Genomic DNA, 20,027 nt, shown 5'->3' with positions numbered 1-20,027 from the left:
GCCCGGCGTGCCGGGCCCTTTCCGATGTCGGGCGGGCTACATCATGACGACGTCGAACTGCTCCTGGCTGTACAACGGTTCAATCTGCACCTTCACCTGTTTGCCGACGAAGATCTCCACTTCGGCCAGCGCATGCGACTCTTCGCTCTTCAGCGCTTCGCCGACCGCCGCGGAGGCGTACACCAGGAAGCGATCGGAATCGTAAGCGTGATGCACACGCACAATCTCGCGCAGGATCTCGTAGCACACGGTTTCCACCGTTTTCACGGTGCCGCGCCCATTACAAGTAGGACAATCGTGACAGAGCACATGTTCAATGCTTTCACGCGTTCGTTTACGCGTCATTTCAACTAAGCCTAGCTGAGAGAAGCCGTTGATCGTGGTTTTTACCCGATCTTTACTCAACGCCTGCTCCAGCGAGTGCAGCACCCGGCGGCGATGCTCTTCGTTGTTCATATCGATAAAGTCGATGATGATGATGCCGCCCAGATTGCGCAGCCGCAGCTGGCGGGCGATGGCCTGCGTCGCCTCGATGTTGGTATTGAAGATGGTTTCATCGAGGTTGCGATGGCCGACGAAGGCGCCGGTGTTGATGTCGACCGTGGTCATCGCCTCGGTCTGATCGATGATCAAATAGCCGCCGGACTTCAGCTCCACCTTGCGCTCCAGCGCGCGCTGGATCTCGTTTTCCACATCGTACAGATCGAAAATCGGCTGGCTGCCGGTGTACAGCTCCAGCTTGCGGGTGATGTCCGGGATGTACTCGCCGGTAAATTCCACCAGCAGATCGTGCGTCAACCGCGAATCGACGCGGATGCGATCCAGCGCCGCGCCGGCGAAGTCGCGCAAAATGCGCTGCGCCAGCGCCAGCTCGCCGTACAGTTTGTACTTGGTCTGGTTGCGCTTCTTGCGCTCCATCACCTTGGTCCACAGGCGCTTGAGGAACGCGGCGTCCTGCGCCAGCTCTTCCTCGCCGATGCCTTCCGCCGCGGTGCGGATGATAAAACCGCCCAGCTCGTCGCAGTGCGGCGCAACGATGGATTTCAAGCGTTCGCGCTCGGCTTCGCTTTCAATGCGCTGCGAAACGCCGACGTGCGCCGCGCCCGGCATGAAGACCAGATAGCGCGAAGGCAGCGTGATGTCGGTGGTCAGGCGCGCACCCTTGGTGCCGAGCGGATCTTTCACCACCTGCACCATCAGGTCTTGCCCCTGGCGCACCAGCTCGGCGATATCGCGCACGTGGAAGTTTTTCCGCTCGTCACCGGCGACGCATTCGGTATGCGGCATGATGTCGGAGGCGTGCAGGAAGGCGGCCTTATCGAGGCCGATGTCGACGAACGCCGCCTGCATCCCCGGCAAGACGCGGCTGACGCGCCCTTTATAGATATTGCCGACGATGCCGCGTTTGGATTCGCGTTCGATATGGATCTCTTGCAGAATGCCGCCGTCGATATAGGCGACCCGCGTTTCAGACGGTGTGATATTAACCAGTAGCTCAGCTGTCATGCCTTCTCCTCAGAGCCGGTCGATAATGGCAGCGCCCATCAACCGGTTCTTACATCACGTAATGCGACAAAATTACTGAGCAGCTCATGTGTTTCGACCAGCGGCAGACCGACCACCGCATGATAACTCCCGGTTATCGTTCTGACGAAACAACCACCCTTTCCTTGAATTCCGTAGGCGCCCGCTTTATCCATCGGTTCGCCCGTAGCAATATAGTCGCGGATATCCTGTTGCGACAGGCTGCGGAACGTCACGTCGGTCACCACCAATTGGCAACGCACGTCGTGGCGATCGGCGATCGCCACCGCCGTCATCACCTGATGCTGTTTGCCGGACAGGGCCGCCAGCATTTCCGCCGCATGGGCTTCGTCGCGCGGCTTCTCCAGCACCCGGCCGTTGAGCACCACGATGGTATCTGCACCCAGCACCGGCCGATCTTCCTGCGCCAGCGCCACGCCCGCTTTGGCCTTGTCCTGCGCCAGGCGGCGCACATAGGCTTCCGCGGCTTCGCCTTCCCGGCGCTGTTCTTCGGTATGCGTCAGCAGAATGTCGAACGGCACGCCCAGCAGGGTCAGCAGTTCACGTCGACGTGGGGAGCCGGAGGCCAGATAAAGCGAAGTCATTGATATACCCTTACTGTACGGCGAACTGACGGCGGATTTTGCGCATCAACAGGAATAACCACGGCCACAAAATGCCGTTTACCACACTACTCCAGAACACCTCTGGGCGGAAAGAGACGTTGATCACTAAAAACTCAGCCCAGAACACCACTACGTCCATCGACAGCGACAACAGCACGACGATCAGCGCCTGTTGCCACAGCGCCATATTGCGGAACAGTTGGAATTTGAACGCCACCAGGTAAGCGATGATACCCAGCGCCAGCGCGCGCACGCCCAGCGTGGAGCCGAGGATCAGATCCATGATCAGCCCCAGCACGAAGCCGGTGCCGACGTTGACCCGATGCGGCAAGGCCATCACCCAGTAGATCAGGATCAGCACCAGCCAGGACGGCCGGAACATGTAGATCTGCTCCGGCCACGGCATGATTTGCAGCACCAGCGCCACCAGGAACGACAGCCAGATTATCCAGCGCCCGTGGCTGCGGTAGCTGTTCATTGCACGACTCCCGCCGCTGCGGGCTGAACCTGAGGCTGAGCAGACGCCGGAGAGCCGGATTGCGGCGCCGCGCCGCCGGCCGGGGCTGGCAGCTGCGGCCCAACCGAACCGGCCGGCGGCAGCACCTGCGGCATCATCTGCATCAGGCGTTCATTGGCCACGCGGTGTACTTCGTCCGGCGGCAGCGGCATGTCGCCGTTGCGATCGGCGCCCCACAGCAGCAGCAGGTAGCGCAAACGCTGCAGACCGGCGGTTGGCCGCGCCTGAATCACGGTGTAAGCGCGCTGGTTGTCGACCTTGACCGAGGAGACCACCGCCACCGGATAACCTTCCGGGAAGCGGCCGCCGAGACCTGAGGTCACCAGCACGTCGCCAACGCGGATATCGGTGTTGTTCGGCAGGTGTTCCAGCTGCAGATCGTCGGCGCAGCCGCTGCCTGCGGCGATCACCCGAATATCGTTGCGCAGCACCTGAATCGGCAGCGCGTGGGAGGCATCGCAGATCAGCAGCACGCGGCTGGTGACCTTCGCCACCGCCACCACCTGGCCGACCACGCCCTTGTCGCTGATCACCGGCTGGCCTTCATAGACGCCGTTGTCCGACCCTTTGTCGATAACGACCTGGTCGCTGTAGGGATCGGAACCGGTGGAGATCACCTGGGTAACCATCTTGTGCTCGTCCTGGCGCAGCGGGGAACCCAGCAGTTCGCGCAAACGGGCGTTTTCCTGCTTGAATTGGCCAAGAAGAAGAATATCGCTGTTTTTCAGCAGCAGTTCCTGCCGCAGAGCTCGGTTTTCCAGCTCCAGCTGTTGGCGGGTAGCCAGCGTTTCTGACACGCTGTCCAGAACTTTACGCGGCCCGTTGGCCAGAAAATAGAAAGGGCTGACTGCGGTGTCCATGTAGTTGCGTATCTTCACGAACGTGCCGAGCCGGCTGTCGGCAACGATCAGGCCAATGGCCGCGATCACCGCCAAAAAAAGTCGCAGTTGCAGGGAAGGCCCCCTGCTAAAAATCGGCTTCATAAATTATGCGAGTTCCTCGACAACAGAAAGAGGAACCGTACCCGATTTTCGCTGTGCGCATTCATCCGATACGATTCCTCCTTCCAGGGGCTGACTATTCTTCGCTGAACAAATCGCCGCCGTGCATGTCGATCATTTCCAACGCCTTGCCGCCGCCGCGCGCCACGCAGGTCAACGGATCTTCCGCCACCACGACCGGGATGCCGGTTTCTTCCATCAGCAGGCGATCGAGGTTGCGCAGCAGCGCGCCGCCGCCGGTCAACACCATGCCGCGTTCGGAAATGTCGGAGGCCAATTCTGGCGGGCACTGTTCCAGCGCCACCATCACCGCGCTGACGATGCCGGTCAGCGGCTCTTGCAGGGCTTCGAGGATTTCATTGGAGTTCAGGGTAAAGCCGCGCGGTACGCCTTCGGCCAGGTTACGGCCGCGGACTTCGATTTCGCGCACTTCGTCGCCCGGGTAGGCAGAACCGATTTCGTGCTTGATGCGCTCCGCGGTGGCTTCGCCGATCAGCGAGCCATAGTTGCGGCGCACATAATTGATGATGGCTTCATCGAAGCGGTCACCGCCGATGCGCACGGAAGAGGAGTACACCACGCCGTTCAGCGAGATCACCGCCACTTCTGTGGTACCGCCGCCGATATCCACCACCATGGAGCCGGTCGCTTCGGAGACCGGCAGACCCGCGCCGATCGCCGCCGCCATCGGCTCTTCAATCAGGAACACTTCACGCGCGCCGGCCCCTTGGGCGGACTCGCGGATGGCGCGGCGTTCAACCTGGGTCGCGCCGACCGGCACACAGACCAGCACACGCGGGCTTGGGCGCATAAAGCTGTTGCTGTGAACCTGTTTGATGAAGTGCTGCAGCATTTTTTCGGTCACGAAGAAGTCGGCGATCACGCCGTCTTTCATCGGGCGAATAGCCGCGATGTTGCCGGGGGTGCGACCCAGCATCTGTTTGGCGTCATGACCGACGGCCGCTACGCTCTTTGGGGAGCCGGCACGATCCTGGCGAATGGCAACCACCGAAGGTTCATTCAGTACGATGCCTTGCCCTTTAACATAAATCAGGGTATTGGCGGTACCCAAGTCGATGGACAAGTCGTTGGAAAACATGCCACGAAATTTCTTAAACATAACGAAAGGATAATCCTGCAAGCTGGGGGCGGAAAATAAAATCCGCCTACTTTACCAACCACACGAAGCAGCGACAAGGCGCAAAAACGTTCTACTTCGGTGAAAAATAGTCTGTATTGTTTCTGCTCGAATGCACGGAAATTGGATGAGGCCTGAATTCCCTGAACAAAGGCTCAGTTTACCACCCTGTCAACGCACGAAACGGCGTAACACAGCTCATAAAATCTAACATATTCCCTGATTGCCGCCGGTGGTAAGCACCTACCAACGTCAGCCAGATAAAAGCTGACAAGAGCCTATCTCAAATAGGCGTCTTTGTCGCAGGCAGATTGGAGAAAACTCCAAAATGACAGGTGACATGGCCCAGATGGATCCGGCGCTCATTCTACGTCAATTTTTGTTCGGCAATCAGCTTAAACACGATAACGACGTGAATATTTTTTACGCCCCGGGTCGATCGGCTCCGGCGACGCGAAAAAGTCGCCCTGCCCGCCGCGGATCCCACGCTCTTTCAGCGTCTGCCACTCGTTGCGCGTACGCACGCTGGCGGCGAACACTTGAGCGTGCGTCCCCGCGCAGGCCCCGGTCAGGCTCTGCACGAACAGCTGATTTTCGTCCCGCTTATCGATACTCCGCACCAGCCCCGGATGGAGCTTGACGATCTCCACCTGCAGCGACTTGATATAGGACGTACTGACCACGGTTAAACCCGCTTTGGACACCGCGAGGCGACAGCCCAGCCCTGACAACAGCCTCAGCACCGGACGAAGACGGTCGATATGTTGACACACATCTGCCTCCGCAAGTTCAATCAGAATTCGCCGACGCTGACTTTTTTCGCACTGCAGCAGCGTATCGCGCAGCCAGCGCTGGAAAGAGCGCTGCAAAATCGAATCCACGCACAGCGGGAACGCCAGCGTTTCCTCAGGCCATTGCGTCAACAAGGGGATGATGCGACTCACCTGCTGGCGATCGTAGCTCTCCGCCAACCCCAACTGCTGAACCAGCGGCATATATTCCGCCGGCAGCAACTCCTGGGAGCCGTCATAGATCCGGCTCATGATCTCACGATGGTGCACTTCGCCTTCCACGGTGACCGCCGGTTTCTGATACAGCCGCGGGCCGCCGCGCGCCAGCACCTGTTCCAGCAGCGTGCGCCACTTGACGCTGCCGCGCCCCATTTCCGGCACCTGGCTGTCGTACACATACCAACCGTTTTCGCCCTGCAGCGTGGCATGGCGCGTCGCCTGCTCCGCATAGTCGATCACCTGCTCCGTGGTTTGGCCGCTGCGGTACGCCACGATGCCGATGTGAAGGAAGGCCTCACGGTCGATCAGCGCCGTGGAAGGCAAGGCATCGATGGCGTTGACCAGCTGTGACGCGATGCCGTCGGCCTCCTTCAGGGTGCGATGCGGCAACAGCACGGTAAAATCGCTGTGGAAATAGCGCGCCAGCAACGCCGACGGGTATCGCATCACGAAAGTCGACAGCAGATTGACCAGCGAATACATCAGCTCCTGCACCGCTACGCTGCCGTGCGTGTCGCGCAGGGTCTCGAAATCGGGCAGCCGCACCATCATCACGATGCCGTGCGAACCTTCGTCTTCCAGCTGAGTGGTCAATTGATTATCGAAGAACAGGCGATTGTTAAGCCCGGTTTTGGCGTCCTGTGCGGCGAAGGCGCGGATCAGCGTATCGACCCGGCTGCGCTCTTCCCGCGCTTCCGCCAGATCGGCCAGCAGGCGGTCGAGCGCGCCGCTGACGTTGGCCGGCCACTCACGCACATCGCCCTGCATGACGTTTTCGCGCTCGCCGTTCAGAATGCGCCGCGCGCGGCGTTCCAGGCGATCTTCACCGTCGGCCTGTTCACGCAGCCAGCGCAGGCTGAACAGCAAAACCACCACCATGACGACGATCGACAGCGTGACGGCGGCGGTGGACTGCAGCGTGCGCACATCGCTGGCGAAGGGATCGAGGTAAGTGATGTACAGCGTGCTGCCCGGGTGCTGCAACAGGGGGCGCGAGACCTGACGATAGCCGTTCAGCGCATCCCAGGGCTCTTTTTTCACCGTCGGCAATTTATAGTTGAGAAACTGGCTGGTACCGGCCTCTACGCGGATCGACACGATGCCGAGCGGGCGCATGACGATCGGCAACCATTTCTCCTGATCGCGCGGCGACTCGTGCAACATGGCCTGATCGAGCGAGGTGACCAGCGAATCAAAGCGACGCTCCTGGCGATCCTGGGTAACGTAAAAGAAGCTGTATGAGCATCCCATCAGCATCAAAAACATCGCCAGCGCGACCAACAGAGTGATCAATGCAGAGAGTTTGGTGGTAAATCGCATCCCTGTGCCTTGTCCGCTATGGTTAAGTGAGTGTTCACCCTTTAGTTAAAAGGGGGTTGTCCAACCCTAACAAGCCTTGCCGAGGAATAAAACCTGCAAGCGCCATTTTTGTCCTTTATCAGGGCCTGAGCCGCTTATTATGCATATAGTCAAAGAAATGTGATTCAGCCATTGATAGAAAAGTGTAAACAAGAGGAAGAGTGACATGCGTGCACTGCTATTGGAACAACAAGACGACCAAACTCTGGCTCATATCAAAGATATCGACAGCGGCCAATTGCCGGAGGGTGATGTTACCGTCGACATCAACTGGTCCAGCCTGAATTACAAGGATGCGCTGGCGATCACCGGCAAAGGCAAGATCGTGCGCAACTTCCCGATGGTGCCGGGCATCGACTTCGCCGGCACCGTGCGCCACAGCCGCGACGATCGTTTCAAAGAGGGCCAAAGCGTGGTGCTCACCGGCTGGGGCGTGGGTGAACACCACTGGGGCGGATTGGCCGAGCAGGCGCGCGTTTCCGGCGAGTGGCTGGTGCCGCTGCCGAACGGCCTCGATGAGCGCAAGGCGATGATCATCGGCACCGCCGGCTTTACCGCCATGCTGTGCGTAATGGCGCTGGAGGAAGGCGGCGTGCACCCGGACGACGGCGACATCCTGGTCACCGGCGCCAGCGGCGGCGTGGGCAGCACCGCCATCGCTCTGCTGGCGGCGCTGGGTTACCGGGTGACCGCCATCAGCGGCCGCGACAGCAATACCGAATACCTGAAGGCGCTCGGCGCCAAAGAGGTGATGTCCCGCGATGGCTATATCGACACGCCGCGTCCGTTGGAAAAACAGCTGTGGGCCGGCGCGGTGGACACCGTCGGCGACAAACTGCTGGCGCGGGTGCTGGCGCAGATGAATTATAACGGCACCGTCGCCGCCTGCGGCCTGGCGGGCGGCTATCAACTGCCGACCACCGTGATGCCGTTCATTCTGCGCAATGTGCGCCTACAGGGCGTGGACTCGGTGCATACGCCGCTGCATCGCCGCCAAACCGCCTGGGAACGGCTGGCCGGCATTCTGCCGGATAGTTTCTATCAGCAGGCCACGCACCAAATCCCTCTCGAACAGGCGCCGGCCACCGCCGCCGCGCTGCTGAACAACCAAATCACCGGCCGCACCCTGGTGAAGATCCGTTGACGCGCTCCCCCCGGCGACGGGGGGTCTCCGGCTTCTGCGAAATTTCATATTTTCCCGCGCCCCCTCGCTTCCGGCCGGCTTTAACGCCATGCTTATTTGATGGAGACCCGCCCGCCGCTCCCCGGCGGCGGGGATCAGTCGCGGAGAACATAAGCATGAACAAACACCCCAAATTGACCGAGGCCGACGTCACGCCGGAGAGCGTGTTCCACCAGCGGCGCAAAGTGCTGCAGGCGCTCGGCATCACCGCCGCTTCGCTGGCGCTGCCTACCGGCGCGCAGGCGGACCTGCTGTCGTGGTTTAAAGGCAACGATCGCCCCAAGGCGCCGCCGGGCAAAGCGCTGGCATTCAGCAAGCCGGCCGCCTGGCAGGCCCAGTTGGCGATGACGCCGGAAGACAAGGTCACCGGCTACAACAACTTCTATGAATTCGGTCTCGACAAGGCCGATCCGGCCGCCAACGCCAGCGGGCTGAAGACTGAAGGCTGGAAAGTGCGCATCGACGGCGAAGTGGCGAAGCCGATAACGCTGGATATCGACGATCTGATGAAGCGTTTCCCGCTGGAACAGCGCATTTACCGCATGCGCTGCGTCGAGGCCTGGTCGATGGTGGTGCCGTGGATCGGTTTCGAACTGGGCAAGCTTATCAAGCTGGCCGAACCGAACAGCAACGCGCGCTACGTGGCCTTCCAGACGCTGTACGATCCGGAACAGATGCCCGGCCAGAAAGATCGCTTTATCGGCGGCGGCCTGAAATACCCCTACGTCGAAGGGCTGCGGCTGGACGAGGCGATGCATCCGCTGGCGCTGCTGACCGTCGGCGTGTACGGCAAAACCCTGCCGCCGCAAAACGGCGCGCCGCTGCGGCTGATTACGCCGTGGAAATACGGCTTCAAAGGCATTAAATCGATCGTGCACATCCGTTTGGTGCGCGATCAGCCGCCGACCACCTGGAACCAATCCGCGCCGAACGAGTACGGTTTTTACGCCAACGTGAATCCGCACGTCGATCATCCGCGCTGGTCACAGGCTACCGAGCGCTTCATCGGCTCCGGCGGCATTCTCGATGTCAAACGCCAACCGACGCTGCTGTTTAACGGCTATGCCGATCAGGTGGCATCGCTGTATCGCGGCATGGATCTGCGGGAGAATTTCTAAGTGCGCCTGACGCCTGTTCATATCAAATGGCTGAAAGCCGCCCTGCATCTGGCGGCGTTTCTGCCCTTTCTCTGGCTGGTGTTGGCGGTGGACCAGGGCTGGTTCAGCGCCGATCCGTCCAAGGACATCCAGCATTTTACCGGCAGGATGACGCTGAAACTGCTGCTGGCCACGCTGATGATCGCCCCGCTGGCGCGCTACGCCCGTCAGCCGCTGCTGATCCGCTGCCGGCGCCTGGTGGGGCTGTGGTGCTTTGCCTGGGGCACGCTGCACCTGATAAGCTACTCCACGCTGGAGCTGGGGCTGAGCAATCTCGGCCTGCTGGGCAGCGAGCTGGTGAACCGGCCCTATCTGACGCTCGGCATCCTCACCTGGCTGATCCTGCTGGCGCTGGCGGCCACGTCGACGCTGTGGGCGATGCGCAAACTGGGCGCCAAATGGCAAACGTTGCACAACTTCGTCTATCTGGCGGCGATCCTCGCTCCCATCCACTACCTGTGGTCGGTCAAAACCTTTTCACCCCAGCCGTTCATTTACGCGTTGCTGGCGGTGGCACTGCTGGGATTGCGTTATAAGAAGTTCCGCGCCTGGTGGCGCTGAATCGCACGGCGGCGCGCGTTATCGCCGTAGAAAAACGCGCGCCGTCGGCGGGAACTTTTTCTGTGTTCCAGCGCTCATATTGCTGTCACGGATCCCCGAGTTCGTCGATTTGGGGTTGAATATCTTCGCTGATAAGACCAGTATTTAGCTGCGAATTGCTACGATATCGTTATAATGCCCGACCTTGTTTCTGTTCTCAGGGTGAATTTACCCCTTAACAGGTGACAAATCGGTAACATCGGGTTATTTTCTACGATGATGGTTTTATTGCCGGAGATACCAGCACAATGGCGGATAAGTTTCACATTTTGCTTCTGAACGGCCCCAATCTCAATCTGCTGGGGACGCGTGAGCCGGAGAAGTACGGCAGCACGACGCTGACAGAGATTGTTAACGGATTGGAAAACCAGGCATCCGCATTGGATATTACCCTGAGCCATCTGCAATCCAACGCCGAGCATCAGCTGATCGATCGCATCCATCAGGCGCGCGGCAACACCGATTTCATTCTGATAAACCCGGCGGCGTTCACGCACACCAGCGTGGCGCTGCGCGATGCGTTGTTGGCGGTGCAGATCCCGTTCATCGAGATCCACCTGTCCAACGTGCACGCCCGCGAACCTTTCCGCCATCACTCTTATCTCTCAGACGTAGCGGTAGGCGTGATTTGCGGCCTCGGCGCGGATGGCTACGCTTTCGCTTTACAGGCAGCGGTTAACCGTCTGTCGAAAACCCACTAATTGCTCCACAAAAAGAGTACGGAATCACACTCATGGATATTCGTAAAATCAAGAAACTGATCGAACTGGTTGAAGAATCAGGCATTTCTGAACTGGAAATCTCTGAAGGCGAAGAATCGGTTCGCATCAGCCGTGCCGCACCGGCGCAGGCTTATCCCGTCATGCAGCAGGCCTACGCGATGCCGGCACAGCAGCAGCCAGCTCTGGCTACCGCCGTCGCCACCGCACCTGCGGCAGAAACCCCTGCAGCACCGGCGGCCATGAGTGGCCACGTCGTTCGTTCTCCGATGGTAGGTACCTTCTACCGCACCCCAAGCCCGGACGCGAAAGCCTTCGTGGAAGTGGGCCAGAAAGTGAACGCTGGCGATACCCTGTGCATCGTTGAAGCCATGAAAATGATGAACCAGATCGAAGCGGACAAGTCCGGCGTCGTGAAAGCCATCCTGGTGGAAAACGGCCAGCCGGTCGAATATGACGAGCCGCTGGTCGTCATCGAATAACGAGGCGCCCCCATGCTTGATAAAATTGTTATCGCCAACCGCGGCGAGATCGCGCTTCGCATCCTGCGTGCCTGTAAAGAACTGGGCATCAAGACCGTTGCGGTTCACTCCGCAGCCGACCGCGATCTGAAACACGTACTGCTGGCCGACGAGACCGTCTGCATCGGTCCCGCGCCATCGGTAAAAAGCTATCTGAACATCCCGGCCATCATCTCGGCGGCGGAAATCACCGGCGCCGTGGCGATCCACCCGGGCTACGGCTTCCTGTCCGAGAACGCCGATTTCGCCGAGCAGGTTGAACGCTCCGGCTTCATCTTCATCGGCCCGAGAGCCGAAACCATCCGCCTGATGGGCGACAAGGTTTCCGCGATCAACGCCATGAAAAAAGCCGGCGTGCCTTGCGTGCCTGGCTCCGACGGCCCGCTGACCGACGACATGGATAAAAACCGTGCCTTCGCCAAGCGCATCGGTTATCCGGTGATCATCAAGGCCTCCGGCGGCGGCGGCGGTCGCGGCATGCGCGTCGTGCGCAGCGATAAAGACCTTGAGCAGTCCATCAACATGACGAAAGCGGAAGCCAAAGCGGCTTTCAACAACGACATGGTGTACATGGAAAAATACCTGGAGAATCCGCGTCACATCGAGATTCAGGTATTGGCCGACGGCCAGGGCAACGCCATCTATCTGGCCGAGCGTGACTGCTCCATGCAGCGCCGCCACCAGAAAGTGGTCGAAGAAGCGCCGGCGCCGGGCATCACCAGCGAAATGCGCCGCTACATCGGCGAGCGTTGCTCGAAAGCCTGTGTGGAAATCGGCTACCGCGGTGCGGGCACCTTCGAGTTCCTGTATGAAAACGGCGAGTTCTATTTCATCGAAATGAACACCCGTATTCAGGTAGAGCACCCGGTTACCGAAATGATCACCGGCGTGGATCTGATCAAAGAGCAGCTGCGCATCGCTGCCGGTCAGCCACTGTCGATCAAACAGGAAGAAGTGAAGATCCACGGCCATGCGGTAGAATGCCGTATCAACGCCGAAGATCCGAACACCTTCCTGCCGAGCCCGGGCAAGATCACCCGCTTCCACGCGCCAGGCGGTTTCGGCGTGCGTTGGGAATCTCATATCTACGCCGGTTATACTGTACCGCCGTACTATGACTCCATGATCGGCAAACTGATCACCTTCGGCGAAAACCGTGACGTGGCGATTGCCCGCATGAAAAACGCCCTGGCTGAACTGATCATCGACGGCATCAAAACCAACGTTGAGCTGCAGCAGAAGATCATGAACGACGAAAACTTCCAGCACGGTGGCACCAACATCCACTATCTGGAGAAGAAGCTGGGTCTGCAGGAAACCTAAGGCAGCCACGCAGCATCGTCTGACGAAAGGCCGGTTAATCACCGGCCTTTTTCTTTGGCACTACCGCCAGTAACGGCTTGGCAAAACGCCGTCATGCCGTAAAATTCCCTACCTTTGATGAATCCATCACCGTAAACCTATGGGAGACACGGATGGACAAACGCTTTATCCAGGCGCACCGCGAAGCGCGCTGGGCGCTGGGGCTGACGCTGCTCTACCTGCTGGCCTGGGGCCTGGCGGCCTATTTGCCGGACAGCGCCATCGGCGTCACCGGCCTGCCGCACTGGTTCGAAATGGCCTGTCTGCTGGTGCCGCTGCTGTTCATCGGCCTGTGCTGGCTGATGGTGCGCACGGTGTTCCGCGACATTTCGCTGGAGGACCGCGATGCAAACTGAAGTGATTCTGCCGCTGATCGCCTACCTGTTGCTGGTGTTCGGCCTGTCGGTGTACGCCTATCGCCGCCGCCAGAGCGGGAATTTCCTCAGCGAATACTTCCTCGGCAACCGCTCGATGGGCGGCTTTGTGCTGGCGATGACCCTGACCGCCACCTACATCAGCGCCAGTTCGTTTATCGGCGGCCCCGGCGCCGCTTACAAATACGGCCTGGGCTGGGTGCTGCTGGCGATGATCCAGCTGCCGGCAGTGTGGCTGTCGCTCGGCGTGCTGGGCAAGAAATTCGCCATCCTGGCGCGCCGCTACAACGCCATCACCCTCAATGACATGCTGTATGGCCGCTACCAAAGCCGCCTGCTGGTGTGGCTGGCCAGCCTCAGCCTGCTGGTGGCGTTCCTCGGCGCCATGACGGTGCAGTTTATCGGCGGTGCCCGGCTGCTGGAGACCGCCGCCGGCATTCCTTACGACACCGGCCTGTTGATCTTCGGCATCAGCATCGCACTTTACACCGCCTTTGGCGGCTTCCGCGCCAGCGTGCTGAACGACGCCATGCAGGGGCTGGTGATGCTGCTCGGCACCGTGTTGCTGCTGGTGGCGGTGATCCATGCCGCCGGCGGACTGGACAGCGCGGTGCACAAGCTGCAGCAGATCGATCCGGCGCTGGTCTCGCCGCAGGGCGGCGATCAGATCCTCAGCCTGCCGTTTATGGCGTCGTTCTGGATCCTGGTGTGCTTCGGGGTGATCGGCCTGCCCCACACCGCCGTGCGCTGCATCTCTTATAAGGACAGCAAAGCGGTCCATCGCGGCATTCTGCTCGGTACCGTGGTGGTGGCAGTGCTGATGTTCGGCATGCATCTGGCCGGCGCGCTCGGCCGCGCGGTGCTGCCGGATCTCAAGATCCCCGATCAGGTGATCCCGACGCTGATGATCACCGTGCTGCCGCCGTACGCCGCCGGGATCTTTTTGGCGGCGCCGATGGCGGCGATCATGTCGACCATCAACGCCCAACTGCTGCAATCCTCCGCCACCATCATCAAGGATCTCTATCTTGGCGTGCGGCCGCAGCAGATCCACAACGAGCGGTTGATCAAGCGCTTTTCCAGCCTGACTACGCTGGTCCTCGGCCTGCTGGTGCTGCTGGCGGCCTGGCGGCCGCCGGAGATGATCATCTGGCTCAACCTGCTGGCTTTCGGCGGGCTGGAGGCGGTCTTCCTGTGGCCGCTGGTGCTGGGCCTGTATTGGGAGCGTGCCAATGCTCAGGGAGCGCTTAGCTCAATGGTGTCGGGTGCGGTATGCTATACGCTATTGGCCAGCTTCAACCTGCAACCGGCGGGGCTGCATCCTATCGTGCCTTCGCTGTTGCTCAGCCTGTTGGCGTTTTATCTCGGTAACGTCGTCGGCGAAAAGCGCCGAGCGACGTCATCATTACCCTCTTGAAGAGAATTGCTATGCCTTGGATCCAACTCAAACTGAACACCACCGGCAGCCAGGCGGAAGACCTGAGCGACGCGCTGGTGGAAAGCGGCGCCGTGTCGGTGACCTTCCAGGACACCCACGACAACCCAGTGTTCGAACCCTTGCCGGGTGAAACCCTGCTGTGGGGCGATACCGACGTGATCGGCCTGTACGACGCCGAGACCGATATGGCCGAGGTGGTGGCGATGCTGGAACAGCACCCGCTGCTGGGCGCCGGTTTCCGCCACAAGATAGAACAGCTGGAGGATAAGGACTGGGAGCGCGAGTGGATGGACAACTTCCACCCGATGCGCTTCGGCGAGCGCTTGTGGATCTGCCCGAGCTGGCGTGACGTGCCGGATCCCGACGCGGTCAACGTCATGCTCGATCCGGGCCTGGCGTTCGGCACCGGCACTCACCCGACCACCGCGCTGTGCCTGCAGTGGCTGGACGGCCTCGATCTGGCCGGCAAAACCGTTATCGACTTCGGCTGTGGTTCCGGCATCCTGGCGATCGCCGCCCTGAAACTCGGTGCGGCGCGCGCTATCGGCATCGACATCGATCCCCAGGCCATTCAGGCCAGCCGCGACAACGCGCAGCGTAACGGCGTTTCAGAGCGTCTGGAGCTGTATCTGCCGAAAGACCAGCCGGCGGACCTGCTGGCGGACGTAGTGGTCGCCAACATCCTTGCCGGCCCGCTGCGCGAGCTGGCGCCGCTGATCGGCTGCCTGCCGAAGGCCGGCGGCCATCTGGGGCTGTCCGGCGTACTGGCCAGCCAGGCAAGCAGCGTAGCGGAAGCCTACAAAGAGAAGTTCGCACTCGACCCGGTCGCCGAGCGCGAAGAGTGGTGCCGCATCACCGGCCGCCGCAAATAAGCGACACGGCGCGTTGTTCTATCATCCACCGGCCCTGCGCCGGTGGATTTTTTTTGTCCGGCGATCGGCCCGCGAACGACACAAAATTTTATCCACTTTTTCGCCGTTCAACGACGGATCGCCCTGACAATGCGCCTTCTAGGCAGGCTATCCCGGCCAAAACAGCGGGTGAATGCAGATAATATCCTGCACAAAGGCGAATATTTTGCCGCACACAAAATAAGCACTTTTCGTCAACTTATTGTAAAATATATATAATATTTTTATGAATCACCGCGTAGCGCATTTTTCGCCCTAATATCGGGCCAATTGGTTAAAGTTTGGCCTTTCATCTCGGCGCAAAAATGCGTAATATACGCGCCCTTGCGGACACAGTATGGTCACTCTTTGTCTATGCGCATTGGACACCACCAGCTTACTAATTGCCTGATTGCGGCCCCGATGGCCGGTATTACAGATCGCCCGTTCAGAACCCTCTGTCATGCAATGGGTGCTGGGATGGCTGTATCCGAAATGCTCTCCTCCAACCCGGAGGTGTGGCGGACGGATAAGTCGCGTCTGCGTATGGTGCATAGCGATGAACCAGGGATCCGCTCCGTGCAGATTGCCGGATGCGATCCTGATGATATGGCCGCCGCCGCGCGTATTAACGTGGCCAGCGGCGCGCAGATCATCGACATCAATATGGGATGCCCTGCCAAAAAAGTGAACCGGAAGCTTGCCGGGTCCGCCTTGTTGCAGTACCCGGATCTGGTAAAACGGATCCTCCACGCGGTGGTTGACGCGGTGGATGTGCCGGTAACGCTGAAGATTCGCACCGGCTGGGCGCCAGAGCATCGTAACTGTGTAGAGATTGCCCAACTGGCCGAAGACTGTGGTATTCAGGCCCTGACGATTCACGGCCGAACCCGCGCCTGTCTGTTTAACGGCGACGCGGAATACGACAGCATTCGGGCAGTTAAGCAGAGTGTTTCCATTCCGATTATCGCGAATGGGGATATTACTGACCCGCATAAAGCCAGAGCAGTGCTCGACTACACCGGGGCCGACGCCCTGATGATAGGCCGCGCTGCTCAGGGGAGACCCTGGATCTTCCGGGAAATCCAGCATTATCTGGACACTGGGGAGTTGCTGCCGCCGCTGCCGCTTGGCGAGGTGAAGCGCTTGTTGATTGGGCACATTCGGGAATTGCACGGCTTCTATGGCCAAGGCAAGGGATTCCGGATTGCTCGTAAGCACGTGTCCTGGTATCTCCAGGAACACGCTCCGAATGACCAGTTTCGGCGCACATTCAACGCCATAGAGGATGCCAGCGAACAGCTGGAGGCGTTGGAGGCATATTTCGAAAATCTTAGCGTAAAAAAAGAGCTGACAGAACTATGTTCGAACAACGCGTAAATTCTGACGTACTGACCGTTTCTACCGTTAACTCACAAGATCAGGTGACTCAAAAGCCTCTGCGTGACTCGGTTAAACAAGCACTGAAGAACTATTTTGCTCAACTGAACGGTCAAGACGTAAATGACCTGTATGAGCTGGTACTGGCTGAAGTTGAACAGCCACTGTTGGACATGGTGATGCAATACACCCGTGGCAACCAGACCCGCGCAGCCCTGATGATGGGCATCAACCGCGGCACGCTGCGTAAGAAGCTGAAAAAATACGGCATGAACTGATACTAGTCAGTTAACGTGTTGAAAAGGCGCAACCTTGCAAGAGGCGGCGCCTTTTTCTTTGGGGCATTCCCGGTTTGCGAGCAATAAAAAAGGCCGCAGCGCGGCCCTTGGGGTAAAGCGGAGACCTTACTCGGTCACTTTGTTCTTGAGGCTTTCCGCCCCTTGCTTGGTCTTATCCCAAGCCTTCTCCGACCCCTGTTTGGTGGAGTGCCAGGCCTTTTGCGAGCCTTCGCTCACTTTACTGCCGACGCTATCGCTCTTGCCTTCGGCGGCGTGCTTGGCTTTCAGCTTCAGCTCTTCACCCTTGTCCTGAGACTGGTGCAGCTTTTCTTTGGCGGTATCCGCCCCTTTATGCGCTTCGGCAACGACCTCGTTGCTGGCGTGAGCGGCGGTGTCGGTCGCGGTATCGGCGGCGAACACCGGGGAAGCGAGCAGCAGTGCAGACAAGGCAATGATTGATTTCTTCATAAGTCCCTCTTTTCTCAGATACGTGCCATTCGTCATGAAACAAGATGGCATAAAATGCCCCTCGAACGATTTAAGAATAGGACTAAAACCAAAAAAATCGATATAAAATTTTATTTTTAATATATTTCTTGTTCTTTTATGCCACTTACGCGGATCCCGGTCAAAGAGCACGAAAACGTTAAATTTTTCCTGTCACAAAACTATAATTTGTACGAATTATTAACAAGCACTAACAGGGATGGATTCTATGGTTGCCGCGATCATTATCGGCATTTTCATCGTCAGCTTCCTCTACGCACACTCCCGCGGCAAAGAGAAACAAAAGGTTACCCGCCAACTGTTCGATCACTCCACGTTTATGGGGCCGATCAACATGTTTATGACCGGTTTCTCCCGTTTGCCCGCCAAACAGCCCTATTTCGACGAAAAAGGCTTCCCGGAGCTGCAAACGCTGACCGACAACTGGCAGGTGATCCGCGAGGAAGCGGTGCGTTTGCAGGATCACATCAAAAAGGCGCAGTCGCACAACGACGCCGGCTTCAACACCTTCTTCAAACGCGGCTGGAAACGTTTCTATCTGAAATGGTACAGCGACAGTCACCCTTCGGCGCAAACGCTGTGCCCGAAAACCGTCGAGCTGCTCAACCGCATCCCATCGGTCAAGGCGGCGATGTTCGCCGAGCTGCCGCCCGGCAGCCATTTGGGTAAACACCGCGATCCTTACGCCGGCTCGGTGCGCTACCACCTGGGGCTGATGACGCCCAACGACGATCGCTGCTTCATCGAGGTGGACGGCGAGCAGCACAGCTGGCGCGACGGCCAGGCGGTGATCTTCGACGAAACCTACGTGCACTGGGCGCAAAACGCCACCGACCAGACGCGCATCATTCTGTTTTGCGACGTCGAGCGGCCAATGAAATGGCGCTGGGCGCAGGCGGTCAACCACTGGGTCGGCGCTACGCTGATGTCGGCGGCCAGTTCGCCGAACGACGATCAGGACCGCACCGGCGGCATCAACCGCATCTTCAAATACGTCAACGCGGTGCGCGACGCCGGCCAGCGCCTGAAGGCGCGTAATCGCCGCGGTTACTACCTGCTGAAATGGCTGGTGATCGCCGCCATTTTCGCCGCCATCATCCTCCCCAGCCTGTAAACCGTCGCCAATCGTCAATCCAGAGGCAATGCGAATGAGAATATTCGCATGCCTCTCTTCCTCTGAACCCCGTACCCTGTGTTAACATACGCATTCCTAGAGCCGCCTCCGCTGGCCAACAGCTATCCCTCCGAAGCCTGATAGCAGCGCAAACCGCCCTTCGAATGTAAATGTTTAGTCAATTATGGAATTCTGACTAAACCCTGGCCGTCCCCGGGTGTCTGAGTCGTTGTATCGCTATCGAGTGGATCCTTTATGCGCTACAGGTTGCTACCCCCCTAACGCATAAACGAGCTGCTATGAAACGCCAAAAGAGATTTCAACTTTCCTTGCTGCACCCGCGCTACTGGCTGACCTGGTTCGGTCTGGCCCTGTTGTTCCTGCTGGTGCAACTCCCCTACCCGCTGCTTAACCGCCTTGGCGTATGGATGGGGCGCACCTCGATGCGCTTTCTTAAGCGTCGCGTCGCCATCACCCGCCGCAACCTCGAACTGTGCTTCCCCGAAATGGACGAAACACAGCGCGAGCGTAAAGTAGTGGGCAACTTTGAGTCCCTCGGCATGGGCCTGCTGGAAACCGGCATGGCCTGGTTCTGGTCGGATAAACGCGTTAAGCGCTGGTTTAACGTCTCCGGCATCAACCACCTCAAAATGGCGCAGCGTGACGACCGCGGCGTGCTGGTGATCGGCGTGCACTTTATGTCGCTTGAGCTGGGCGGCCGGGCAATGGGCCTGTGCCAACCGATGATGGCGATGTACCGCCCGCACAACAACAAGGCGATGGAGTGGGCGCAAACCAAGGGCCGCATGCGCTCCAACAAGGCGATGATCGATCGCAAGGATCTGCGCGGCATGGTGCACGCACTCAAGCGCGGTGAGGCGGTATGGTTCGCGCCGGATCAAGATTACGGCCCGCGCGGCAGCGTATTCGCGCCGCTGTTCGCCGTCGATCAGGCCGCCACCACCAGCGGCACCTTCATGCTGGCGCGCATGGCCAACCCGGCGCTGGTGCCGGTGGTGCTGATCCGCCGTGAAGGCGGCCGTGGCTACGACCTGCTGATCCAGCCGGCTCTGGAAGACTACCCGCTCAGCGACGAACAGGCGGCGGCGGCTTATATGAACAAAGTGATCGAGAAAGAGATCATGCGGGCGCCGGAGCAATATCTGTGGCTGCATCGCCGCTTCAAAACCCGGCCAGTCGGCGCGCCGTCGCTGTACTGAACCCCGTTTTCCAGCCCGGCCGACGCCGGGCTTTTTTGTGCGCCGCGTTTAAAAAATCTGCGGCTCAACATTTCGCTTTCCTGTAATCTCCCTCTTTACCCGCACAGGA

Annotated in this window: 20 protein-coding genes; 13 read left to right on the top strand and 7 right to left on the bottom strand. The window is 59.3% G+C overall.

Annotation, left to right across the window (positions count from 1 at the left end; translation table 11 throughout):
• Nucleotides 1-36: 36 nt before the first annotated feature.
• The 6 genes from rng to csrD form a co-directional block, all read right to left on the bottom strand.
• Nucleotides 37-1,506, bottom strand: a complete 1,470-nt coding sequence (gene rng / locus GKN89_RS14895; protein ID WP_019453170.1) for a ribonuclease G — start codon at nucleotides 1,504-1,506, stop codon at nucleotides 37-39.
• Nucleotides 1,507-1,544: 38 nt separating this feature from the next.
• Nucleotides 1,545-2,129 carry a nucleoside triphosphate pyrophosphatase gene (locus tag GKN89_RS14890; protein WP_019453171.1) on the bottom strand — a complete coding sequence of 195 codons (585 nt, stop codon included), beginning with the start codon at nucleotides 2,127-2,129 and terminating at the stop codon, nucleotides 1,545-1,547.
• A gap of 10 nt (nucleotides 2,130-2,139) precedes the next feature.
• Nucleotides 2,140-2,628 (bottom strand): rod shape-determining protein MreD, encoded by a 489-nt coding sequence (gene mreD, locus GKN89_RS14885; RefSeq protein ID WP_004936918.1) that lies wholly within the window; start codon nucleotides 2,626-2,628, stop codon nucleotides 2,140-2,142.
• Nucleotides 2,625-3,650, bottom strand: a complete 1,026-nt coding sequence (mreC, locus tag GKN89_RS14880) for a rod shape-determining protein MreC (RefSeq protein WP_154747273.1) — start codon at nucleotides 3,648-3,650, stop codon at nucleotides 2,625-2,627. The genes mreD and mreC overlap by 4 nt, the downstream gene beginning before the upstream one ends.
• 94 nt (nucleotides 3,651-3,744) lie before the next feature.
• Nucleotides 3,745-4,788, bottom strand: a complete 1,044-nt coding sequence (mreB, locus tag GKN89_RS14875; RefSeq protein ID WP_003855260.1) for a rod shape-determining protein MreB — start codon at nucleotides 4,786-4,788, stop codon at nucleotides 3,745-3,747.
• A gap of 413 nt (nucleotides 4,789-5,201) precedes the next feature.
• Entirely contained in the window at nucleotides 5,202-7,136 is a 1,935-nt protein-coding gene (gene csrD / locus GKN89_RS14870) for an RNase E specificity factor CsrD (RefSeq protein ID WP_019453173.1), read from the bottom strand.
• A 205-nt stretch (nucleotides 7,137-7,341) separates the two neighbouring features.
• Between csrD and GKN89_RS14865 the strand changes: the two genes are divergently transcribed.
• From GKN89_RS14865 to fis, 11 genes are all read left to right on the top strand, one after another.
• On the top strand, nucleotides 7,342-8,319 hold the full coding sequence (locus GKN89_RS14865) for an MDR family oxidoreductase (protein ID WP_019453174.1): 978 nt from the start codon (nucleotides 7,342-7,344) through the stop codon (nucleotides 8,317-8,319).
• 155 nt (nucleotides 8,320-8,474) lie between these two features.
• On the top strand, nucleotides 8,475-9,476 hold the full coding sequence (gene msrP, locus GKN89_RS14860; RefSeq protein ID WP_154747272.1) for a protein-methionine-sulfoxide reductase catalytic subunit MsrP: 1,002 nt from the start codon (nucleotides 8,475-8,477) through the stop codon (nucleotides 9,474-9,476).
• Complete coding sequence (gene msrQ / locus GKN89_RS14855; RefSeq protein ID WP_004936895.1) at nucleotides 9,477-10,076, top strand: protein-methionine-sulfoxide reductase heme-binding subunit MsrQ; 600 nt, start codon at nucleotides 9,477-9,479, stop codon at nucleotides 10,074-10,076.
• A 287-nt stretch (nucleotides 10,077-10,363) separates the two neighbouring features.
• Nucleotides 10,364-10,816 (top strand): type II 3-dehydroquinate dehydratase, encoded by a 453-nt coding sequence (aroQ, locus tag GKN89_RS14850; RefSeq protein ID WP_004936891.1) that lies wholly within the window; start codon nucleotides 10,364-10,366, stop codon nucleotides 10,814-10,816.
• 32 nt (nucleotides 10,817-10,848) lie between these two features.
• A complete protein-coding gene (accB, locus tag GKN89_RS14845; protein WP_019453176.1) occupies nucleotides 10,849-11,316 on the top strand; it encodes an acetyl-CoA carboxylase biotin carboxyl carrier protein in 468 nt (155 codons plus the stop codon).
• A gap of 12 nt (nucleotides 11,317-11,328) precedes the next feature.
• Complete coding sequence (gene accC, locus GKN89_RS14840) at nucleotides 11,329-12,678, top strand: acetyl-CoA carboxylase biotin carboxylase subunit (protein WP_019453177.1); 1,350 nt, start codon at nucleotides 11,329-11,331, stop codon at nucleotides 12,676-12,678.
• Between the two features lie 152 nt (nucleotides 12,679-12,830).
• Nucleotides 12,831-13,073 carry a YhdT family protein gene (locus GKN89_RS14835; RefSeq protein WP_004936865.1) on the top strand — a complete coding sequence of 81 codons (243 nt, stop codon included), beginning with the start codon at nucleotides 12,831-12,833 and terminating at the stop codon, nucleotides 13,071-13,073.
• A complete protein-coding gene (gene panF / locus GKN89_RS14830) occupies nucleotides 13,063-14,508 on the top strand; it encodes a sodium/pantothenate symporter (RefSeq protein ID WP_154747271.1) in 1,446 nt (481 codons plus the stop codon). The genes GKN89_RS14835 and panF overlap by 11 nt, the downstream gene beginning before the upstream one ends.
• Before the next feature lie 11 nt (nucleotides 14,509-14,519).
• Complete coding sequence (prmA, locus tag GKN89_RS14825) at nucleotides 14,520-15,401, top strand: 50S ribosomal protein L11 methyltransferase (RefSeq protein WP_063918682.1); 882 nt, start codon at nucleotides 14,520-14,522, stop codon at nucleotides 15,399-15,401.
• 393 nt (nucleotides 15,402-15,794) lie between these two features.
• Entirely contained in the window at nucleotides 15,795-16,799 is a 1,005-nt protein-coding gene (dusB, locus tag GKN89_RS14820) for a tRNA dihydrouridine synthase DusB (protein WP_004936856.1), read from the top strand.
• Nucleotides 16,781-17,077, top strand: a complete 297-nt coding sequence (fis, locus tag GKN89_RS14815) for a DNA-binding transcriptional regulator Fis (protein WP_000462905.1) — start codon at nucleotides 16,781-16,783, stop codon at nucleotides 17,075-17,077. The genes dusB and fis overlap by 19 nt, the downstream gene beginning before the upstream one ends.
• A 126-nt stretch (nucleotides 17,078-17,203) precedes the next feature.
• Here fis and GKN89_RS14810 read toward each other — a convergent pair whose 3' ends face one another.
• Nucleotides 17,204-17,545 (bottom strand): hypothetical protein, encoded by a 342-nt coding sequence (locus GKN89_RS14810; RefSeq protein WP_019453181.1) that lies wholly within the window; start codon nucleotides 17,543-17,545, stop codon nucleotides 17,204-17,206.
• Between the two features lie 247 nt (nucleotides 17,546-17,792).
• Between GKN89_RS14810 and lpxO the strand changes: the two genes are divergently transcribed.
• The gene (lpxO, locus tag GKN89_RS14805) at nucleotides 17,793-18,698 is read left to right on the top strand and encodes a lipid A hydroxylase LpxO (protein WP_154747270.1); all 906 of its coding nucleotides are present in this window, start codon (nucleotides 17,793-17,795) and stop codon (nucleotides 18,696-18,698) included.
• Between the two features lie 299 nt (nucleotides 18,699-18,997).
• Nucleotides 18,998-19,918: a kdo(2)-lipid IV(A) palmitoleoyltransferase gene (lpxP, locus tag GKN89_RS14800; RefSeq protein ID WP_044030347.1), complete on the top strand. Its 921-nt coding sequence runs from the start codon at nucleotides 18,998-19,000 to the stop codon at nucleotides 19,916-19,918.
• Nucleotides 19,919-20,027: the final 109 nt, after the last annotated feature.

This window comes from Serratia sp. YC16 (genome assembly GCF_009707615.1).
In the GTDB taxonomy this organism is placed as follows: Bacteria; Pseudomonadota; Gammaproteobacteria; order Enterobacterales; family Enterobacteriaceae; genus Serratia; species Serratia surfactantfaciens.
This window is presented reverse-complemented; position numbering and strand designations above follow the sequence as displayed.

Excerpts from the sequence above, each read along its gene's own strand:
- panF (WP_154747271.1), top strand. The coding sequence starts at position 13,063 with ATGCAAACTGAAGTGATTCTGCCGCTGATCGCCTACCTGTTGCTGGTG.
- GKN89_RS14890 (WP_019453171.1), bottom strand. The coding sequence starts at position 2,129 with ATGACTTCGCTTTATCTGGCCTCCGGCTCCCCACGTCGACGTGAACTG.
- msrP (WP_154747272.1), top strand. The coding sequence starts at position 8,475 with ATGAACAAACACCCCAAATTGACCGAGGCCGACGTCACGCCGGAGAGC.
- prmA (WP_063918682.1), top strand. The coding sequence starts at position 14,520 with ATGCCTTGGATCCAACTCAAACTGAACACCACCGGCAGCCAGGCGGAA.
- mreC (WP_154747273.1), bottom strand. The coding sequence starts at position 3,650 with ATGAAGCCGATTTTTAGCAGGGGGCCTTCCCTGCAACTGCGACTTTTT.
- GKN89_RS14810 (WP_019453181.1), bottom strand. The coding sequence starts at position 17,545 with ATGAAGAAATCAATCATTGCCTTGTCTGCACTGCTGCTCGCTTCCCCG.
- fis (WP_000462905.1), top strand. The coding sequence starts at position 16,781 with ATGTTCGAACAACGCGTAAATTCTGACGTACTGACCGTTTCTACCGTT.
- dusB (WP_004936856.1), top strand. The coding sequence starts at position 15,795 with ATGCGCATTGGACACCACCAGCTTACTAATTGCCTGATTGCGGCCCCG.
- accB (WP_019453176.1), top strand. The coding sequence starts at position 10,849 with ATGGATATTCGTAAAATCAAGAAACTGATCGAACTGGTTGAAGAATCA.
- rng (WP_019453170.1), bottom strand. The coding sequence starts at position 1,506 with ATGACAGCTGAGCTACTGGTTAATATCACACCGTCTGAAACGCGGGTC.
- mreD (WP_004936918.1), bottom strand. The coding sequence starts at position 2,628 with ATGAACAGCTACCGCAGCCACGGGCGCTGGATAATCTGGCTGTCGTTC.
- aroQ (WP_004936891.1), top strand. The coding sequence starts at position 10,364 with ATGGCGGATAAGTTTCACATTTTGCTTCTGAACGGCCCCAATCTCAAT.
- lpxP (WP_044030347.1), top strand. The coding sequence starts at position 18,998 with ATGAAACGCCAAAAGAGATTTCAACTTTCCTTGCTGCACCCGCGCTAC.
- lpxO (WP_154747270.1), top strand. The coding sequence starts at position 17,793 with ATGGTTGCCGCGATCATTATCGGCATTTTCATCGTCAGCTTCCTCTAC.
- csrD (WP_019453173.1), bottom strand. The coding sequence starts at position 7,136 with ATGCGATTTACCACCAAACTCTCTGCATTGATCACTCTGTTGGTCGCG.
- mreB (WP_003855260.1), bottom strand. The coding sequence starts at position 4,788 with ATGTTTAAGAAATTTCGTGGCATGTTTTCCAACGACTTGTCCATCGAC.
- accC (WP_019453177.1), top strand. The coding sequence starts at position 11,329 with ATGCTTGATAAAATTGTTATCGCCAACCGCGGCGAGATCGCGCTTCGC.
- GKN89_RS14835 (WP_004936865.1), top strand. The coding sequence starts at position 12,831 with ATGGACAAACGCTTTATCCAGGCGCACCGCGAAGCGCGCTGGGCGCTG.
- GKN89_RS14865 (WP_019453174.1), top strand. The coding sequence starts at position 7,342 with ATGCGTGCACTGCTATTGGAACAACAAGACGACCAAACTCTGGCTCAT.